Here is a 17,543-nt window from a genome sequence, read left to right as displayed (position 1 = left end):
CTTTTGGGGCTCTTTTCCAAAAGTGACCCGCCGTCAGGGCGGAACCCTAGGTGGCCGTTACCTAAATAACGGATATGTACCCGGTCCAACTGTGTTGACTGCCAGGCCGCCATCGCAGGCAAGCCAGCTCCCACATTTGGATCGCGGTGCGTCAGCTAGACCAGCGTCGGTTATCAGTCCGTCACGGGAGCAAGCGCCCTCGCCACAGTATGGCTTTCGCAGGCAAGCCAGCTCCCACACTGCCCAGATTGAAGCCCAAACCGGCCGGCATATTCATATATCGTTTCGGTCTAGCTGGCGCCCTAAATAGAAGAAGTTGCTGTGCTAGCATGCCTCGCTCGAACACGGCCCGCTGGCCGTCCATAAGATCGTTTTTCCGTGAGTAACCATGGTCGACAAACTGACGCATCTGAAACAGCTGGAGGCGGAAAGCATCCACATCATCCGCGAGGTCGCCGCCGAGTTCGATAACCCGGTGATGCTCTACTCGATCGGTAAAGACTCCGCCGTGATGCTGCACCTGGCACGCAAGGCCTTCTTCCCAGGCAAGCTGCCGTTCCCGGTGATGCACGTCGACACCCGCTGGAAATTCCAGGAAATGTACAAGTTCCGCGACAAGATGGTCGAGGAGCTGGGCCTGGACCTCATCACCCACATCAACCCCGATGGCGTGGCGCAGAACATCAACCCGTTTACCCACGGCAGCGCCAAGCACACCGACATCATGAAGACCGAGGGCCTCAAGCAGGCGCTGGACAAGCATGGTTTCGACGCCGCATTCGGCGGTGCCCGTCGCGATGAAGAGAAATCCCGTGCCAAAGAGCGCGTGTACTCGTTCCGCGACAGCAAACACCGCTGGGATCCAAAAAACCAACGCCCCGAGCTGTGGAACGTCTACAACGGCAACGTCAACAAGGGCGAGTCGATCCGCGTGTTCCCGCTGTCCAACTGGACCGAGCTGGACATCTGGCAGTACATCTACCTGGAAGGCATCCCGATCGTGCCGCTGTATTTCGCCGCCGAGCGTGAGGTGATCGAGAAGAACGGCACGTTGATCATGATCGACGACGACCGCATCCTCGAGCACCTGTCCGACGAAGACAAAGCCCGCATTGTCAAAAAGAAAGTACGTTTCCGCACCCTTGGCTGCTACCCGTTGACGGGTGCGGTGGAGTCCGAAGCCGAGACGCTGACGGACATCATTCAGGAAATGCTCCTGACGCGAACTTCCGAGCGCCAGGGCCGTGTCATCGACCACGATGGTGCAGGCTCGATGGAAGATAAAAAACGTCAAGGCTATTTCTAAGGGGCTGTCATGTCGCATCAATCTGATTTGATCAGCGAGGACATCCTCGCCTACCTGGGCCAGCACGAGCGCAAAGAAATGTTGCGCTTCCTGACCTGCGGCAACGTCGACGACGGCAAGAGCACCCTGATCGGGCGCCTGCTGCACGACTCCAAGATGATCTACGAGGATCACCTGGAAGCCATTACCCGCGACTCGAAAAAGTCCGGCACCACCGGTGACGATATCGACCTGGCGTTGCTGGTCGATGGCCTGCAGGCCGAGCGTGAGCAGGGCATCACCATCGATGTCGCCTACCGCTATTTCTCCACCGCCAAGCGCAAATTCATCATCGCCGACACCCCCGGCCATGAGCAGTACACCCGCAACATGGCCACCGGTGCGTCCACCTGTGACCTGGCGATCATCCTGATCGACGCCCGCTACGGCGTGCAGACCCAGACCCGTCGCCACAGCTACATCGCCTCGTTGCTGGGCATCAAACACATCGTGGTGGCCATCAACAAGATGGACATCAACGGCTTTGACCAAAGCGTATTCGAGTCGATCAAGGCCGATTACCTGAAGTTCGCCGAAGGTATCGCGTTCAAGCCGAGCACCCTGGCCTTCGTGCCGATGTCGGCGCTCAAGGGCGACAACGTGGTGAACAAGAGCGAGCGTTCGCCCTGGTACACCGGCCAGTCGCTGATGGAGATCTTGGAGACTGTCGAGATCGCCAACGACCGCAACTACACCGACCTGCGTTTCCCGGTGCAATACGTCAACCGCCCGAACCTGAACTTCCGTGGGTTTGCCGGCACCTTGGCGAGCGGCATCGTGCACAAGGGCGACGAAGTGGTGGTGTTGCCGTCGGGCAAGAGCAGCCGCGTCAAATCCATCGTCACCTTTGAAGGCGAGCTGGAACACGCAGGCCCAGGCCAGGCCGTGACCTTGACCATGGAAGACGAGATCGACATCTCCCGTGGCGACCTGCTGGTGCATGCCGACAACGTGCCGCAAGTGACCGACGCCTTCGACGCCATGCTGGTGTGGATGGCCGAAGAACCGATGCTGCCGGGCAAGAAATACGACATCAAACGCGCCACCAGCTACGTGCCGGGTTCCATCACCAGCATCGTGCACCGCGTGGATGTGAACACCCTGGCCGAAGGCCCGGCGAGTTCGCTGCAGCTCAACGAGATTGGCCGGGTCAAGGTCAGCCTGGACGCCGCCATCGCCCTGGACGGTTACGACAGCAACCGCACCACCGGCGCGTTTATCGTGATCGACCGCTTGACCAACGGTACAGTGGCCGCGGGTATGATCATCGCACCGCCAGTGGGTCATGGCGGCGCAGCGCAGCACGGCAGCCTGGCGCATGTCGCCACCGAAGAGCGCGCCCTGCGTTTCGGCCAGCAGCCGGCCACGGTGTTGTTCAGCGGCTTGTCGGGCGCTGGCAAGAGCACCCTGGCCTATGCGGTTGAGCGCAAGCTGTTCGACATGGGCCGTGCGGTGTTCGTACTGGACGGCCAGAACCTGCGCCACGACCTGAACAAAGGGTTGCCGCAGGACCGTGCCGGGCGTACCGAGAACTGGCGCCGTGCCGCTCATGTGGCGCGCCAGTTCAACGAAGCCGGCCTGCTGACCCTGGCGGCCTTCGTTGCCCCGGATGCCGAAGGCCGTGAACAGGCCAAGGCGCTGATCGGTGCCGACCGCCTGCTGACCGTCTACGTACAGGCATCGCCGTTGGTGTGCGCCGAGCGTGACCCGCAAGGTTTGTACGCGGCCGGTGGGGATAACATTCCTGGCGAATCTTTCCCGTATGACGTGCCGTTGAATGCCGACCTGGTGATCGACACTCAGGCATTGTCGTTGGAAGACAGCGTCAAGCAAGTGCTGGAGCTGTTGCGTCAGCGCGGCGCGATCTAAACTTCGCGGCCATAAAAAAGCCCGCCATCGATCACTCGGTGGCGGGCTTTTACATGCTTGAGGCCTGGCTATTGCTTTCTGTAGGAGCGAGCTTGCTCGCGAAAAACGTCAACGATTACGTGTGCTTCCTGGATAAACGCGGCGCCTATGAGTTTTTCGCGAGCAAGCTCGCTCCTACAGAGTGATATTAAGGCAAGCCTGCTCCCCATGTTGATCAGCGGCTGGCCGGAAAGTCTTTGTGCAGTTGCTCCAGCAACGCATCCTTGTCTTGCCACAACCGGTTGATCCAGCCCTGGAACGCCAATCGATAGTCCCCATCCTGCTCATAATTCTTGCCGATGAACTCAGCCGGGATCTGTACTTCTTCAAAGTGCACCACCACGTCCTTCACATTGCCGCACAGCAGATCCCAATAACCTGGGCGCCCGCCGGGGTAGTGGATGGTCACATTCACCAGTGATTTGAGCTGCTCACCCATGGCGTCCAGCACAAACGCAATACCGCCCGCCTTGGGTTTAAGCAGGTAGCGAAACGGTGACTGCTGCTGCGCATGCTTGCCCGGGGTAAAGCGGGTGCCTTCGGCAAAGTTAAAAATCCCCACGGGGTTATCGCGAAACTTCGCGCAGGTCTTGCGCGTGGTTTCCAGGTCTTTGCCTTTCTTCTCCGGGTGCTTCTCCAAATAAGCCTTGCTGTAGCGCTTCATGAAGGGAAAGCCCAGTGCCCACCACGCCAGGCCAATCACCGGTACCCAGATCAGCTCTTGCTTGAGGAAGAACTTCAGCGGGCGAATGCGCCGATTGAGCACGTACTGCAACACCATGATGTCGACCCAGCTCTGATGGTTACTGGTCACCAGGTACGAGTACTGGTAGTCCAGGCCCTCAAGGCCAGTCAGGTGCCAGCGCGTACGCCGCACCAGGTTCATCCAGCCCTTGTTGTTGGTGACCCAGGCTTCGTGGGTGTGGTTCATCAGCCATTCGCTCAGGCGCTTGGCAAACGGCAGCGCCTTGAACAGCGCCACGATGAACAGGAACGAACACAGCAGGATCGTGTTCAGCGCCAGCAACAGCGAAGCGATCACCCCGCGCACGGCGGCAGGTAGAAAATCCAGCATTTAGATATCCATGGGTCGGTTGGCGGCTTGGATCGCCGTGAGGGCGATGGTGTACACGATGTCGTCCACCTGGGCGCCACGTGGCAGGTCATTGACCGGTTTGCGCAGGCCCTGGAGCATCGGCCCCAGGCTCACGCAATCGGCGCTGCGTTGTACGGCTTTGTGGGTGGTGTTGCCGGTGTTCAGGTCTGGGAATACAAACACGGTGGCCTTGCCTGCCACCTGGCTGTTGGGCGCCAGTTGCCGGGCGACGTTTTCGTTGGCGGCGGCGTCGTATTGCAACGGGCCGTCGATCAGCAGCGAGCTTTGTTGTTCGTGGGCGAGCAGGGTGGCTTCGCGGACTTTTTCCACTTCCTCGCCGCTGGCCGAGTCGCCGCTGGAATAGCTGATCATCGCCACCCGTGGCGTGATGCCGAACGCGGCTGCCGAGTCGGCGCTTTGCAGGGCGATCTCTGCCAGTTCTGCAGCGCTTGGGTGCGGGTTCATCACGCAGTCGCCGTACACCAGCACCTGCTCGGGGAACAGCATGAAGAATACCGACGACACCAGGGTGCAGCCTGGTGCGGTTTTAATCAGCTGCAGCGCCGGGCGAATGGTATTGGCGGTGGAGTGAATAACGCCGGAGACCAGGCCATCCACTTCGTCGAGGGCGAGCATCATGGTGGCGATCACCACGGTGTCTTCCAGCTGTTGCTCGGCCATGGGCGCGTTGAGGCTTTTGCTCTTGCGCAGGGCGACCATCGGCTCCACGTAGCGTTGGCGAATCAGGTCGGGGTCGAGAATCTCCAGGCCTTCGGGCAGGTCGATGCCCTGGGCACGGGCAACGGCTTCCACATCCGCAGGCTTGGCCAGCAGCACGCAACGGGCAATGCCGCGGGCCTGGCAGGTCGCGGCGGCCTGTACGGTCAGCGGCTCACTGCCTTCGGGCAGCACGATACGTTTGTTGGCGGCCTGGGCGCGTTGGATCAGTTGGTAACGGAACACCGCCGGCGACAGGCGCATCTCCCGTGGCGTGCCGCAACGCTGGTGCAGCCAGCGTGCATCGAGGTGGCTGGCGACGAAATCGGTGATGATTTCCGCGCGCTCGCGGTCATCGATAGGGATTTCCTTGTTGAGGCTATTGAGCTGGTTGGCGGTGTCATAGGAGCCGGTGCTCACCGACAACACCGGCAACCCGGCCTGGAAGGCGCCTCGGCACAGATCCATTATGCGCGGGTCGGGCAGGGTGTCGCTGGTCAGCAGCAGCCCGGCCAGCGGCACGCCGTTGATGGCGGCCAGGCTGACGGCGAGGATGATGTCGTCGCGATCGCCCGGGGTCACCACCAACACGCCGGGTTTGAGCAGTTCGACGGTGTTACGCATGGTGCGCGCGCAAATGATGATCTTGGTCATGCGCCGGCTTTCGTAGTCGCCGGCGTTGAGGATCTGCGCGCCCATCAAGTCCGCCACATCGCGGGTGCGCGGGGCATTCAGCTCGGGTTGGTAGGGGATGCAGCCGAGCAGCCGGAAATCACCGCTGCGCAACAGCGGCGAATGCTCTTTGAGGCGCGCCGAGAAGGCTTCCATGCTTTCGTCGGTGCGCACCTTGTTGAGGATCACGCCCAGCACTTTCGGATCTTTCGGGCCACCAAACAGTTGGGCCTGCAATTCCACACGGCCGGAAAGCTCGGTGAGCACTTCGTTTTCCGGGGCCGAGACCAGGATCACTTCCGCGTCCAGGCTCTTGGCCAGGTGCAAGTTGACCCGTGCCGCATAGCTAGCGCTGCGGGTAGGCACCATGCCTTCGACGATCAGCACGTCCTTGCCTACGGCTGCCTGTTGGTAAAGGGTGATGATCTCTTCGAGCAGCTCATCGAGCTGGCCGTCGCCGAGCATGCGCTCTACGTGAGCCAGGCCAAGCGGTTGCGGCGGTTTCAGGCCGTGGGTGCGCGCCACCAGCTCGGTGGAGCGTTCCGGCCCGGTATCGCCCGGGTGTGGCTGAGCGATGGGTTTGAAAAAGCCGACTTTCAGGCCGGCCCGTTCCAGGGTACGCACCAGCCCAAGGCTGATGGAGGTCAGACCCACACCAAAATCGGTGGGCGCGATAAAAAAAGTCTGCATGCGAATTCTCTGGAGGTGCATGGCTTGGGTGGCGCTCTATGGGTGAGTGCCTACCGCGAATCAGGCGCCAAGGTTATCGTTATTCGTGCCCTTGCGCACACCAGCCGCACGCAAAGGCCTGGCCTATTTTTTCAAGGCGTTGCGCGGGGTCGAGCACCCAGGCGCGTGACTGCCAGGGCGGCTGGTGGCGCAGGTGCTGGGTGTGGCCGCAAGACAGCTCGGCCACCCAGTGCCCATCGTCGTCTTGATGAAAACCTGTGATCGTGACCGTTGATCGGCCCCGTCCGTCCGGGTTCCGTTCGCTTTCGGGCAAATCCTTGTTTAGACTTGTCCGTTCTTCATTCTTATGCAAAAGGTCTCGCCCCATGACGATCGCCGCTAACAAGGCTGTCTCCATCGACTATACCCTGACCAACGACGCTGGTGAGGTCATCGACAGCTCCGCCGGCGGCGCGCCGCTGGTTTACCTGCAAGGCGCAGGCAACATCATCCCGGGCCTGGAAAAGGCTCTGGAAGGCAAGAACGTCGGTGACGAACTGACCGTCGCCGTAGAACCTGAAGATGCCTACGGCGAATACTCTGCCGAACTGGTCAGCACCCTGAGCCGCAGCATGTTCGAAGGTGTTGATGAGCTGGAAGTGGGCATGCAGTTCCACGCTTCGGCGCCGGACGGCCAAATGCAGATCGTCACCATCCGCGACCTGGACGGCGACGACGTCACCGTTGACGGCAACCACCCTCTGGCTGGCCAGCGCCTGAACTTCCAAGTGAAGATCGTGGCCATCCGCGACGCTTCCCAGGAAGAAGTGGCTCACGGCCACGTCCACGGTGAAGGCGGTCATCACCATTGATTGTGGTTTGATCAATAGGTAGCAAAAACGCCCCGACTGGTTCGGGGCGTTTTTTTTGCCCTGAGAATATCCCCGGTCAACACTCTGTAGGAGCGAGCTTGCTCGCGAAAAACCTGAGAGCCCCGCTGGGCGCCAGGCTTCCCGTGTCATCGTTAACGATTTTCGCGAGCAAGCTCGCTCCTACAGTTGTTGGGCGTGTTTTTCGGCGCACACAAAAATGCCCCGGACCTTTCGGTGCGGGGCATTTCTTAACTGTTACACAGCCTGAGCTGCGTTGCAGTTGTTACCACTTAGGCTGCAGCAGGAACGCTCAGAGCCTTGATGTGGCCATTCAGGCGGCTCTTATGGCGAGCTGCCTTGTTCTTGTGGATGATGCCTTTATCGGCCATACGGTCGATAACAGGCACAGCCAGAACGTAAGCTGCTTGAGCTTTTTCAGCGTCTTTGGTGTCGATGGCTTTGACTACATTCTTGATGTAGGTGCGAACCATGGAACGCAGGCTGGCGTTGTGGCTGCGACGCTTCTCAGCCTGTTTTGCACGTTTTTTGGCGGAAGGTGTGTTGGCCACCGTCGAGCTCCTCGAAAGACTTTTTAGGAAATAGCAAACAAAATAGGCCGCGAATCATGCCGATGACTTGACGGGTTGTCAAGGGCGGCTGATGCGAACTGCTGAGTGGTCGATCTGAAGAGGCGGGTGATTTATTTCCGGCGCTTGACCTGTAAACTCGCGAGCTTTGGCTCTGTGCTGTTGCAGGCGCGCAGTATCGCATAAGTGGGCGCGTAGTTCGCCTGCTCTTTATCTATAGGCGCAAACTCTTTCAATGAATCTGCTCAAATCGTTGGCTGCCGTCAGCTCTATCACGATGATTTCCCGGGTTTTGGGGTTCGTGCGTGACACCCTGCTGGCCCGCATCTTTGGCGCCAGCATGGCCACGGATGCGTTCTTTATTGCCTTTAAACTGCCCAACCTGTTGCGGCGGATCTTCGCCGAAGGCGCATTTTCCCAGGCGTTCGTGCCGATCCTGGCCGAATACAAGACCCAGCATGGCGAGGAGGCGACTCGTACGTTCATCGCCTACGTCTCGGGTTTGCTGACCCTGGTGCTGATGCTGGTAACCATCGTGGGAATGCTCGCCGCGCCCTGGGTGATCTGGGCCACGGCGCCTGGTTTTGCCAATACGCCGGAAAAGTTCGCGCTCACCACTGATCTGCTGCGCGTGACCTTTCCTTATATATTGCTGATCTCCCTGTCGTCCCTGGCCGGCGCGATCCTCAATACCTGGAACCGGTTCTCGGTGCCGGCCTTCGTGCCGACCTTGCTGAACGTCAGCATGATTATTTTTGCGCTGTTCCTCACACCGTACTTCGACCCGCCCGTCATGGCCCTGGGCTGGGCGGTGCTGGCCGGCGGCCTGGCACAGTTGCTGTACCAACTGCCCCACCTGAAAAAAATCGGCATGCTCGTACTGCCGCGCCTGAACCTCAAGGACACTGGCGTGTGGCGCGTCATGCGCAACATGCTACCGGCGATTCTCGGGGTGTCGGTCAGCCAGATCTCCCTGATCATCAACACCGCGTTCGCCTCGTTGCTGGTATCCGGCTCGGTGTCGTGGATGTACTACGCCGACCGCCTGATGGAATTGCCATCCGGTGTGCTGGGTGTGGCGTTGGGCACTATCCTGCTGCCGACCCTGGCGCGTACCTACGCCAGCAAGGATCGCCAGGAATATTCGCGCATCCTCGATTGGGGCCTGCGCCTGTGCTTTTTGCTCGTGCTGCCGTGTGCGCTGGCGCTGGGGATCCTCGCCGAACCGTTGACGGTCTCGCTGTTTCAGTACGGGCAGTTCGACGCCCATGACGCCTTGATGACCCAGCATGCGCTGGTCGCCTACTCTGTCGGCCTGCTCGGCATTATCGTGATCAAGGTGCTGGCGCCGGGCTTCTACGCCCAGCAAAACATCCGCACCCCGGTGAAAATCGCGATTTTTACCCTGGTCGTGACGCAATTGCTCAACCTGGTGTTTATCGGCCCGCTGGCCCACGCCGGCCTGGCCTTGGCGATCAGCGCAGGTGCATGCATAAACGCAGGCCTGCTGTTTTACCAATTGCGTAAACAACAGATGTATCAACCACAGCCAGGCTGGGGCGTGTTTGCGCTCAAGCTGCTGGTGGCGGTCGCCGCGATGTCAGTTGTGCTGTTTGGCCTGATGCACATCATGCCGGCCTGGGGCCAAGGCAATATGCTGGAGCGCTTCATGCGCCTGGGTGTATTGGTCGTGGCGGGCGTGGTGGTGTACTTCGGGATGTTGCTGTTGCAGGGTTTTCGCCTGCGCGATTTCAATCGCAAGTCGTTGGGATAGCGAGTTTGCCGCGATAAAACGATTGTTTTATCGATTCGACCCATTTGGCCTGCGCTGTTGCCTGTCGTCCGGGGCTGGGTGTGGTTATAATCGACCACTTTATGAGCAAGAAGCGCGTTATGCAGCTGGTTCGAGGTCTCCACAACCTGCGCCCCGAGCATCGGGGCTGCGTCGCCACTATTGGCAACTTTGACGGTGTTCACCGTGGCCACCAGGCTATCCTGGCTCGGCTGCGCGAGCGTGCGGTCGAGTTGGGCGTGCCCAGCTGCGTGGTGATTTTTGAGCCGCAACCGCGGGAGTTCTTTACCCCGGAAACGGCGCCGGCCCGCTTGGCGCGCTTGCGGGACAAGTTGCAGCTGTTGGCGGAAGAGGGCGTGGACCGTGTCCTCTGCCTGGCTTTCAACCAGCGTTTGCGCAGCCTCAGCGCCGCCGAGTTCGTCGACCGCATCCTGGTGGACGGCCTGGGCGTGCAGCACCTGGAGGTCGGCGACGACTTCCATTTCGGTTGCGACCGGGTCGGGGATTTCGATTTCCTGCAGCATGCCGGTGTCAATCAGGGTTTCACTGTCGAAGCCGCGCAAACCGTCGAACTGGACGGCCTGCGCGTGAGCAGCACCCAGGTGCGTAACGCCCTGGCCGCCGCCGACTTCGACCTGGCCGAGCGTTTGCTCGGTCGCCCGTTCCGCATTGCCGGGCGGGTACTGCACGGCCAGAAGCTGGCGCGCCAACTGGGCACGCCAACCGCCAACGTGCAACTCAAGCGCCGTCGTGTGCCGCTGACCGGGGTTTACCTGGTGAGCGTCGACATCGACGGCCAATCGTGGCCGGGAGTCGCCAATATAGGCGTCAGGCCCACGGTTGCAGGTGATGGCAAGGCCCACCTGGAAGTTCACCTTTTGGATTTTGCCGGTGATTTATACGACCGGCGTTTGACGGTGGTTTTCCACCAGAAGCTGCGTGAAGAGCAGCGTTTCGCCTCCCTTGAGGCGTTGAAAACGGCGATCAATGCGGATGTCGCCGCCGCCCGTGCACTAGCCGCACCTAGCGCCCATCGCTAACCGAAGAGCCTTAAATGACCGACTATAAAGCCACGCTAAACCTTCCGGACACCGCCTTCCCAATGAAGGCCGGCCTGCCACAGCGCGAACCGCAGATCCTGCAGCGCTGGGACAGTATTGGCCTGTACGGAAAGTTGCGCGAAATTGGCAAGGATCGTCCGAAATTCGTCCTGCACGACGGCCCTCCTTATGCCAACGGCACGATTCACATCGGTCATGCGCTGAACAAGATTCTCAAGGACATGATCCTGCGCTCCAAGACCCTGTCGGGCTTTGACGCGCCGTATGTCCCGGGTTGGGACTGCCACGGCCTGCCGATCGAACACAAAGTCGAAGTGACCTACGGCAAGAACCTGGGCGCGGACAAGACCCGCGAACTGTGCCGTGCCTACGCCGCCGAACAGATCGAAGGGCAGAAGTCCGAGTTCATCCGCCTGGGTGTGCTGGGCGAGTGGGACAACCCCTACAAAACCATGAGTTTCAAGAACGAGGCCGGTGAAATCCGCGCCTTGGCCGAAATCGTCAAGGGCGGTTTCGTGTTCAAGGGCCTCAAGCCCGTGAACTGGTGCTTCGACTGCGGTTCGGCCCTGGCCGAAGCGGAAGTGGAGTACGAAGACAAGAAGTCCTCGACCATCGACGTGGCCTTCCCGATCGCCGACGACGCCAAGCTGGCCGAGGCGTTCGGCCTGGCAAGCCTGGCCAAGCCAGCCGCCATCGTGATCTGGACCACCACCCCCTGGACCATCCCGGCCAACCAGGCGCTGAACGTGCACCCGGAATTCACCTACGCCCTGGTGGATGTTGGTGATCGCCTGCTGGTGCTGGCCGAGGAAATGGTCGAGTCGTGCCTGGCGCGTTACGAGCTGCAAGGTTCGGTAATCGCCACCACCACCGGTTCTGCGCTGGAGCTGATCAACTTCCGTCACCCGTTCTATGACCGTCTGTCGCCGGTGTACCTGGCTGACTACGTCGAGCTGGGTTCGGGTACTGGCATTGTTCACTGCTCGCCTGCCTATGGTGTGGACGACTTCGTGATCTGCAAGAAGTACGGCATGGTCAACGATGACATCATCAACCCGGTGCAGAGCAACGGCGTATACGTGCCTTCGCTCGAGTTCTTCGGTGGCCAGTTCATCTTCAAGGCCGATCAACCGATCATCGAAAAGCTGCGTGAAGTCGGTGCGTTGATGCAAACCGCCGCCATCCAGCACAGCTACATGCATTGCTGGCGTCATAAGACCCCGCTGATCTACCGCGCTACGGCGCAGTGGTTTATCGGCATGGACAAAGAGCCGACCAGCGGCGACACCCTGCGCGTACGTTCGCTCAAGGCCATCGAAGACACCACGTTCGTTCCGGCCTGGGGCCAGGCGCGCCTGCACTCGATGATCGCCAACCGTCCTGACTGGTGCATCTCCCGCCAGCGTAACTGGGGCGTGCCGATCCCGTTCTTCCTGAACAAGGAAAGCGGCGAGCTGCACCCACGCACCGTCGAGTTGATGGAAGTCGTGGCCCAGCGCGTTGAGCAAGAAGGCATCGAAGCCTGGTTCAAGCTGGACGCCGCCGAGCTGCTGGGCGACGAAGCGCCGCTGTACGACAAGATCAGCGACACCCTGGATGTGTGGTTCGATTCGGGCACCACTCACTGGCACGTGCTGCGTGGCTCGCACCCGATGGGTCACGAGACCGGCCCGCGCGCCGACCTGTACCTGGAAGGTTCGGACCAACACCGTGGCTGGTTCCACTCGTCATTGCTGACCGGTTGCGCCATCGACAATCACGCGCCGTACCGCGAGCTGCTGACTCACGGCTTCACCGTCGACGAGACGGGCCGCAAGATGTCCAAGTCGCTGAAGAACGTGATCGAACCGAAAAAGATCAACGACACCTTGGGCGCCGACATCATGCGCCTATGGGTGGCCTCCACCGATTACTCGGGTGAAATCGCCGTGTCGGACCAGATCCTGGCCCGCAGCGCCGACGCCTACCGTCGTATCCGCAATACCGCGCGCTTCCTGCTGTCGAACCTGACCGGTTTCAACCCGGCCACCGACCTGCTGCCGGCCGAAGACATGCTCGCCCTGGACCGTTGGGCCGTGGACCGTACCCTGTTGCTGCAGCGCGAGCTGCAAGAGCACTACGGCGAATACCGCTTCTGGAACGTCTACTCCAAGATCCACAACTTCTGCGTGCAGGAGCTGGGCGGTTTCTACCTCGACATCATCAAGGACCGTCAGTACACCACCGGCGCCAACAGCAAGGCGCGCCGTTCGGCGCAGACCGCGCTGTACCACATCAGCGAAGCGCTGGTGCGCTGGATCGCACCGATCTTGGCGTTCACCGCCGACGAGCTGTGGGAATACCTGCCGGGCGAGCGTAACGAGTCCGTCATGCTCAACACCTGGTACGAAGGCTTGACCGAACTGCCGGCCGACTTCGAACTGGGCCGCGAGTACTGGGCAGGCGTCATGGCCGTCAAGGTTGCAGTGAACAAGGAGCTGGAAGTCCAACGTGCGGCCAAGGCCGTGGGTGGCAACCTGCAAGCCGAAGTCACCCTGTTTGCCGAAGATGGCCTGACCGCCGACCTGGCCAAGCTGAGCAACGAACTGCGCTTCGTACTGATCACCTCCACCGCGAGCCTGGCACCTTTCGCCCAGGCCCCGGCAGATGCCGTGGTCACCGAGGTGCCGGGCCTGAAGCTCAAAGTGGTGAAGTCGGCCTTCCCTAAGTGCGCCCGTTGCTGGCACTGCCGTGAAGATGTCGGTGTGAACCCTGAGCACCCGGAAATCTGCGGTCGTTGTGTCGACAACATCAGCGGTGAAGGCGAGGTTCGCCACTATGCCTAATGCAGCCAGTCGTTTCGGACGTCTGGGCTGGCTCGTACTGAGCCTGCTGGTGCTGGTCATTGACCAGGTCAGCAAGGCTCACTTCGAGGGCTCCCTGGAAATGTTCCAGCAAATCGTGGTGATCCCGGATTACTTCAGCTGGACCCTGGCCTACAACACTGGCGCCGCCTTCAGCTTTCTGGCTGACGGCGGTGGCTGGCAGCGCTGGCTGTTCGCTGTGATCGCCGTGGTGGTCAGTGCCGTGCTGGTGGTGTGGCTAAAGCGCCTGGGCCGCGACGACACCTGGCTGGCCATCGCGCTGGCTCTGGTGTTGGGCGGCGCGCTGGGTAACCTGTATGACCGCATCGCCCTGGGCCATGTGATCGACTTCATCCTGGTGCATTGGCAGAACCGCTACTACTTCCCGGCGTTCAACTTTGCCGACAGCGCCATCACCGTTGGTGCAATCATGCTGGCGCTGGATATGTTCAAGAGCAAGAAAACCGGAGAAACCGTCAATGACTGATCAGGTATTGGCTGAGCAACGCATCGGCCAGAACACGGAAGTCACTTTGCATTTCGCATTGCGCCTGGAGAATGGCGACACGGTAGACAGCACCTTCGACAAAACCCCGGCGACCTTCAAGGTGGGCGACGGTAACCTGCTGCCTGGTTTTGAAGCAGCATTGTTCGGGTTCAAGGCGGGCGACAAGCGCAACCTGCAGATCCTGCCGGAAAACGCCTTCGGCCAACCCAACCCGCAAAACGTGCAGATCATCCCGCGTTCGCAGTTCGAAGGCATGGACCTGTCGGAAGGTTTGCTGGTGATCTTCAATGATGCGGCCAATACCGAATTGCCCGGAGTGGTTAAAGCCTTCGATGATGCGCAAGTGACCATCGACTTTAACCATCCGTTGGCTGGCAAGACGCTGACCTTTGACGTCGAGATTATCGGCGTCAAAGCGCTGTAACTGACCGTACACGGTCTAAAATGTGGGAGCGGGCTTGCTCGCGAATGCGCAGTGTCAGCCACCGAGTTATTAGGCTGACCCACCGCATTCGCGAGCAAGCCCGCTCCCACCTTTGATCCCATTGCTCATACGGTCGGCGTCGAACCTGACCCCAGTGGCTGCAAGGCACGAGGCACAGCATGCAAATCAAACTCGCCAACCCCCGTGGCTTCTGCGCTGGCGTGGACCGGGCGATCGAAATCGTCAACCGCGCCCTGGAAGTCTTCGGGCCGCCGATTTATGTGCGCCACGAAGTCGTGCATAACAAGTTCGTGGTCGAAGACCTGCGCGCACGCGGTGCGATCTTTGTCGAAGAACTCGACCAGGTCCCCGACGACGTTATCGTCATCTTCAGTGCCCATGGTGTGTCCCAGGCTGTGCGTACCGAAGCGGCCGGCCGTGGCCTAAAAGTGTTCGATGCCACCTGCCCGCTGGTGACCAAGGTGCACATCGAGGTCGCGCGTTATAGCCGCGACGGCCGCGAATGCATCCTGATCGGCCATGCCGGTCACCCGGAAGTCGAAGGCACCATGGGCCAGTACGATGCCAGCAACGGCGGCGCCATCTACCTGGTGGAAGACGAAAAAGACGTTGCCAACCTGCAGGTGCACAACCCTGATCGCCTGGCTTTCGTCACCCAGACCACCTTGTCCATGGACGATACCAGTCGCGTCATCGACGCCCTGCGCACGCGTTTCCCGGCCATTGGCGGCCCCCGCAAGGATGACATCTGCTACGCCACACAAAACCGCCAGGATGCGGTCAAGCAACTGGCGAATGAATGCGATGTGGTACTGGTAGTCGGCAGCCCTAACAGTTCCAACTCCAACCGCTTGCGCGAGCTGGCCGAACGCATGGCCACACCGGCGTACCTGATCGACGGCGCCGAAGACATGCAGCGCAGCTGGTTCGACGGTGTCGAGCGTATCGGCATCACGGCGGGTGCCTCCGCTCCGGAAGTGCTGGTGCGCGGCGTGATCCAACAGTTGCAGGCCTGGGGTGCCACCGGCGCCGATGAGCTGGCGGGTCGTGAAGAAAACATCACGTTCTCGATGCCCAAAGAGCTGCGGGTCCGCTCGCTGCTCTGACGGCCAGGGTGCTGGAATAACCTCGGCATAGTGCCTGTTCGGTCTTGTCGCTGCGCAGGCTGATGCGCCCGCTGGGGGCCAGCACGATCTGATACAGGCTCTGTGCATGGGCCTTGTCACACACGTGCACGGTGCCGGCACGAAATCCCCCGCCGGCGAACACCGGCTCCCCCAGGCCGCTGAAGCGCACTTGGCTCGTCACCGGGCCATTACCGGCGACCGGCACGCGCCCACTGCCCTCACGCTCCAGCAATACTGGATTGTCGTCATCCAGGTGGCCGCGCCCACTCACATCCAGTATCACGCGCCATCCCAGGCTCCAGTCCTCGTCCTTTGCATGAATCACCACCGCCCGGTTGCGCGCGATGGCCTCGGTGCGTGCGTAGCGCAGCCCGGAGGCAAGTGATTGGGCAACGTTTTGTCGTTGCTGCGATTCAAGCAAACCCTTGAAACCAGGTACGGCCAGTTGTGCGAGAAAACTGGTGACGATCAGCCCCAGCAGCATTTCAATCAGGGTGAATCCTCGTTGTTTCATGTGCGTTTCCTCCTTGGGCACGAGTGGGTTTTCTAGGTATAGCGCTTGGTCCTTGGCCCTGGATGATGGCCTTTATGTCCAAAGTATTTCCCTTTGTTCCGGGGGCAGCGCCGCTCGAAAACCGACGCTAGTCTTGGGTCGCACAGCAGGCTTTGCCTGCTTTTTCCACCGGCCTTCGACATGGATGACGACGCAAATGCCAGCCTGCCCGAACCGATTTTTCCTGCGCGTTGCGCGCTCGCGCCAATCCGGCATGACGCTGGTCGAAGTGCTGGTAGCGCTGTTGATTTTGGCGATCGGCCTGATGGGCGCTGCGGTGCTGCAACTCAACGCGCTCAAGTACACCAACAGCGCGAGGATGACCAGCCAAGCGAGCTTTATTGCCTACGACATGCTCGACCGTATTCGCACCAATGCTGGCGCGGATTACACATGGGGCAGGGCAGAGCTGGCACCACCCAACACTGCCACCGCCAGCGTGCGTGACCTGGACCTGCACGATTTCGAAGCCAATATCATGGGTTTTGCCGGCGAGGATGCCAAAGGTTCAGTGGTGGTGGACGGGCACGAGGTCACCATCAGCATCAGTTGGGCAGATGCCCGGGCAGCAAACCGTCCAGGGGCGCGGGAAACCTTCACCCTGACCAGTCGCATCAGCAATGAACAAGGGGTGTCGCAATGAAGCGTCTTGCGCGAGGTTTCAGCCTGGTGGAAGTGCTGCTGGCGCTCGCCATCGGGTTGGTCTTGATACTGGGGGCGAGTCAGATACTGATCAGTTCGCGGTTGACCCATGCCAGCCAGCAGGCTGCCATGGTGCTACAGGATGATGCGCGGTTTGTGCTGAGCAAAATCACCCAGGATATTCGCCAGGCAGGCATGTTGGGGTGTTTGGCCGTGGCCATTATCGACAATGCTCCGGCTGCCTTTGATCGGCCGATAAGCTGGGAAGCGGCGGGGAGTGCGAAGTCACTGACGCTGGTGACCGCGAATGTCGGCGATGGCGTCGGCAAGCCCGACTGGACGGTGCTCTCCGACTGCAAGGCGGTGGCCCGGGCTTATGCCGGCACACCACCCGTTGTCGAACCCGGCCAGCTTCGCTTTGGCATACGTCAACTTACCTACACCTACGAATCGGGTCAGTTGAAGATCAGTACTCCGGCAGCACCGGCCAGAGCGGTATTGATGGATAACGTGCGGGCATTCGACGTCAGCTTCGGCATGGCGGCCACCTCGGCATCAACGGGTGTGGTGCGCTACGACAGCCATCCGGCCGATGAGTCGCTGATACGTAGCGTGCGCATCCTCATGACCCTTCAAGACCCCGCTGGGCGGGTGAAGGACCAGACCTACAGTGTCGTGGCGGCACTGCGGAACCGGCTGGGATAGG

At 60.6% G+C, this 17,543-nt stretch carries 16 protein-coding genes; 11 read left to right on the top strand and 5 right to left on the bottom strand.

Going from position 1 to position 17,543, the window contains the following annotated elements; all coding sequences use genetic code 11:
- The first annotated feature begins 388 nt into the window (after positions 1-388).
- Complete coding sequence (gene cysD, locus CRN80_RS04485; protein WP_016971196.1) at positions 389-1,306, top strand: sulfate adenylyltransferase subunit CysD; 918 nt, start codon at positions 389-391, stop codon at positions 1,304-1,306.
- Positions 1,307-1,315: 9 nt separating this feature from the next.
- Positions 1,316-3,214 (top strand): sulfate adenylyltransferase subunit CysN, encoded by a 1,899-nt coding sequence (gene cysN / locus CRN80_RS04480; RefSeq protein WP_003188392.1) that lies wholly within the window; start codon positions 1,316-1,318, stop codon positions 3,212-3,214.
- Positions 3,215-3,428: 214 nt separating this feature from the next.
- On the opposite strand, the gene CRN80_RS04475 is transcribed toward cysN, so the two are convergent.
- From CRN80_RS04475 to CRN80_RS04465, 3 genes are all read right to left on the bottom strand, one after another.
- Positions 3,429-4,328, bottom strand: a complete 900-nt coding sequence (locus CRN80_RS04475; RefSeq protein ID WP_098949615.1) for an acyltransferase — start codon at positions 4,326-4,328, stop codon at positions 3,429-3,431.
- Entirely contained in the window at positions 4,329-6,428 is a 2,100-nt protein-coding gene (gene pta / locus CRN80_RS04470) for a phosphate acetyltransferase (RefSeq protein WP_098949614.1), read from the bottom strand.
- A 79-nt stretch (positions 6,429-6,507) separates the two neighbouring features.
- On the bottom strand, positions 6,508-6,795 hold the full coding sequence (locus CRN80_RS04465) for a DUF3565 domain-containing protein (RefSeq protein WP_102666761.1): 288 nt from the start codon (positions 6,793-6,795) through the stop codon (positions 6,508-6,510).
- Between CRN80_RS04465 and CRN80_RS04460 the strand changes: the two genes are divergently transcribed.
- On the top strand, positions 6,794-7,279 hold the full coding sequence (locus tag CRN80_RS04460; protein ID WP_003188398.1) for a peptidylprolyl isomerase: 486 nt from the start codon (positions 6,794-6,796) through the stop codon (positions 7,277-7,279). The genes CRN80_RS04465 and CRN80_RS04460 overlap by 2 nt on opposite strands.
- A gap of 290 nt (positions 7,280-7,569) precedes the next feature.
- Here the strand turns inward: CRN80_RS04460 and rpsT are convergent, their stop codons facing one another.
- Positions 7,570-7,848, bottom strand: a complete 279-nt coding sequence (gene rpsT, locus CRN80_RS04455; protein WP_003188401.1) for a 30S ribosomal protein S20 — start codon at positions 7,846-7,848, stop codon at positions 7,570-7,572.
- A 253-nt stretch (positions 7,849-8,101) separates the two neighbouring features.
- Between rpsT and murJ the strand changes: the two genes are divergently transcribed.
- From murJ to ispH, 6 genes are all read left to right on the top strand, one after another.
- The gene (murJ, locus tag CRN80_RS04445) at positions 8,102-9,640 is read left to right on the top strand and encodes a murein biosynthesis integral membrane protein MurJ (RefSeq protein WP_032893640.1); all 1,539 of its coding nucleotides are present in this window, start codon (positions 8,102-8,104) and stop codon (positions 9,638-9,640) included.
- A 119-nt stretch (positions 9,641-9,759) separates the two neighbouring features.
- Positions 9,760-10,698 (top strand): bifunctional riboflavin kinase/FAD synthetase, encoded by a 939-nt coding sequence (gene ribF, locus CRN80_RS04440; protein WP_003188404.1) that lies wholly within the window; start codon positions 9,760-9,762, stop codon positions 10,696-10,698.
- Positions 10,699-10,712: 14 nt separating this feature from the next.
- The gene (gene ileS, locus CRN80_RS04435) at positions 10,713-13,544 is read left to right on the top strand and encodes an isoleucine--tRNA ligase (protein ID WP_032893639.1); all 2,832 of its coding nucleotides are present in this window, start codon (positions 10,713-10,715) and stop codon (positions 13,542-13,544) included.
- Positions 13,537-14,049, top strand: a complete 513-nt coding sequence (gene lspA, locus CRN80_RS04430; RefSeq protein WP_044270796.1) for a signal peptidase II — start codon at positions 13,537-13,539, stop codon at positions 14,047-14,049. The genes ileS and lspA overlap by 8 nt, the downstream gene beginning before the upstream one ends.
- A 7-nt stretch (positions 14,050-14,056) precedes the next feature.
- Positions 14,057-14,494, top strand: a complete 438-nt coding sequence (locus tag CRN80_RS04425; protein WP_169918591.1) for a peptidylprolyl isomerase — start codon at positions 14,057-14,059, stop codon at positions 14,492-14,494.
- A 179-nt stretch (positions 14,495-14,673) separates the two neighbouring features.
- Positions 14,674-15,621, top strand: coding sequence for a 4-hydroxy-3-methylbut-2-enyl diphosphate reductase (ispH, locus tag CRN80_RS04420; RefSeq protein ID WP_032893637.1), 948 nt, complete (start codon positions 14,674-14,676; stop codon positions 15,619-15,621).
- On the opposite strand, the gene CRN80_RS04415 is transcribed toward ispH, so the two are convergent.
- Complete coding sequence (locus CRN80_RS04415) at positions 15,575-16,156, bottom strand: GspH/FimT family pseudopilin (RefSeq protein ID WP_098949612.1); 582 nt, start codon at positions 16,154-16,156, stop codon at positions 15,575-15,577. The genes ispH and CRN80_RS04415 overlap by 47 nt on opposite strands.
- A gap of 196 nt (positions 16,157-16,352) precedes the next feature.
- Between CRN80_RS04415 and pilV the strand changes: the two genes are divergently transcribed.
- Both pilV and CRN80_RS04405 read left to right on the top strand, forming a co-directional pair.
- Positions 16,353-16,838 (top strand): type IV pilus modification protein PilV, encoded by a 486-nt coding sequence (gene pilV / locus CRN80_RS04410; RefSeq protein ID WP_098949611.1) that lies wholly within the window; start codon positions 16,353-16,355, stop codon positions 16,836-16,838.
- Positions 16,835-17,542: a PilW family protein gene (locus tag CRN80_RS04405; protein ID WP_098949610.1), complete on the top strand. Its 708-nt coding sequence runs from the start codon at positions 16,835-16,837 to the stop codon at positions 17,540-17,542. Before pilV ends, CRN80_RS04405 begins: the two co-directional genes overlap by 4 nt.
- Position 17,543 lies beyond the last annotated feature (1 nt).

It is taken from the genome of Pseudomonas sp. FDAARGOS_380 (assembly GCF_002591235.1).
Lineage (GTDB): Bacteria > Pseudomonadota > Gammaproteobacteria > Pseudomonadales > Pseudomonadaceae > Aquipseudomonas > Aquipseudomonas salmasensis.
Note: the sequence above shows the minus strand (reverse complement) of the source record. Positions and strands in the feature narration are given on the sequence as shown.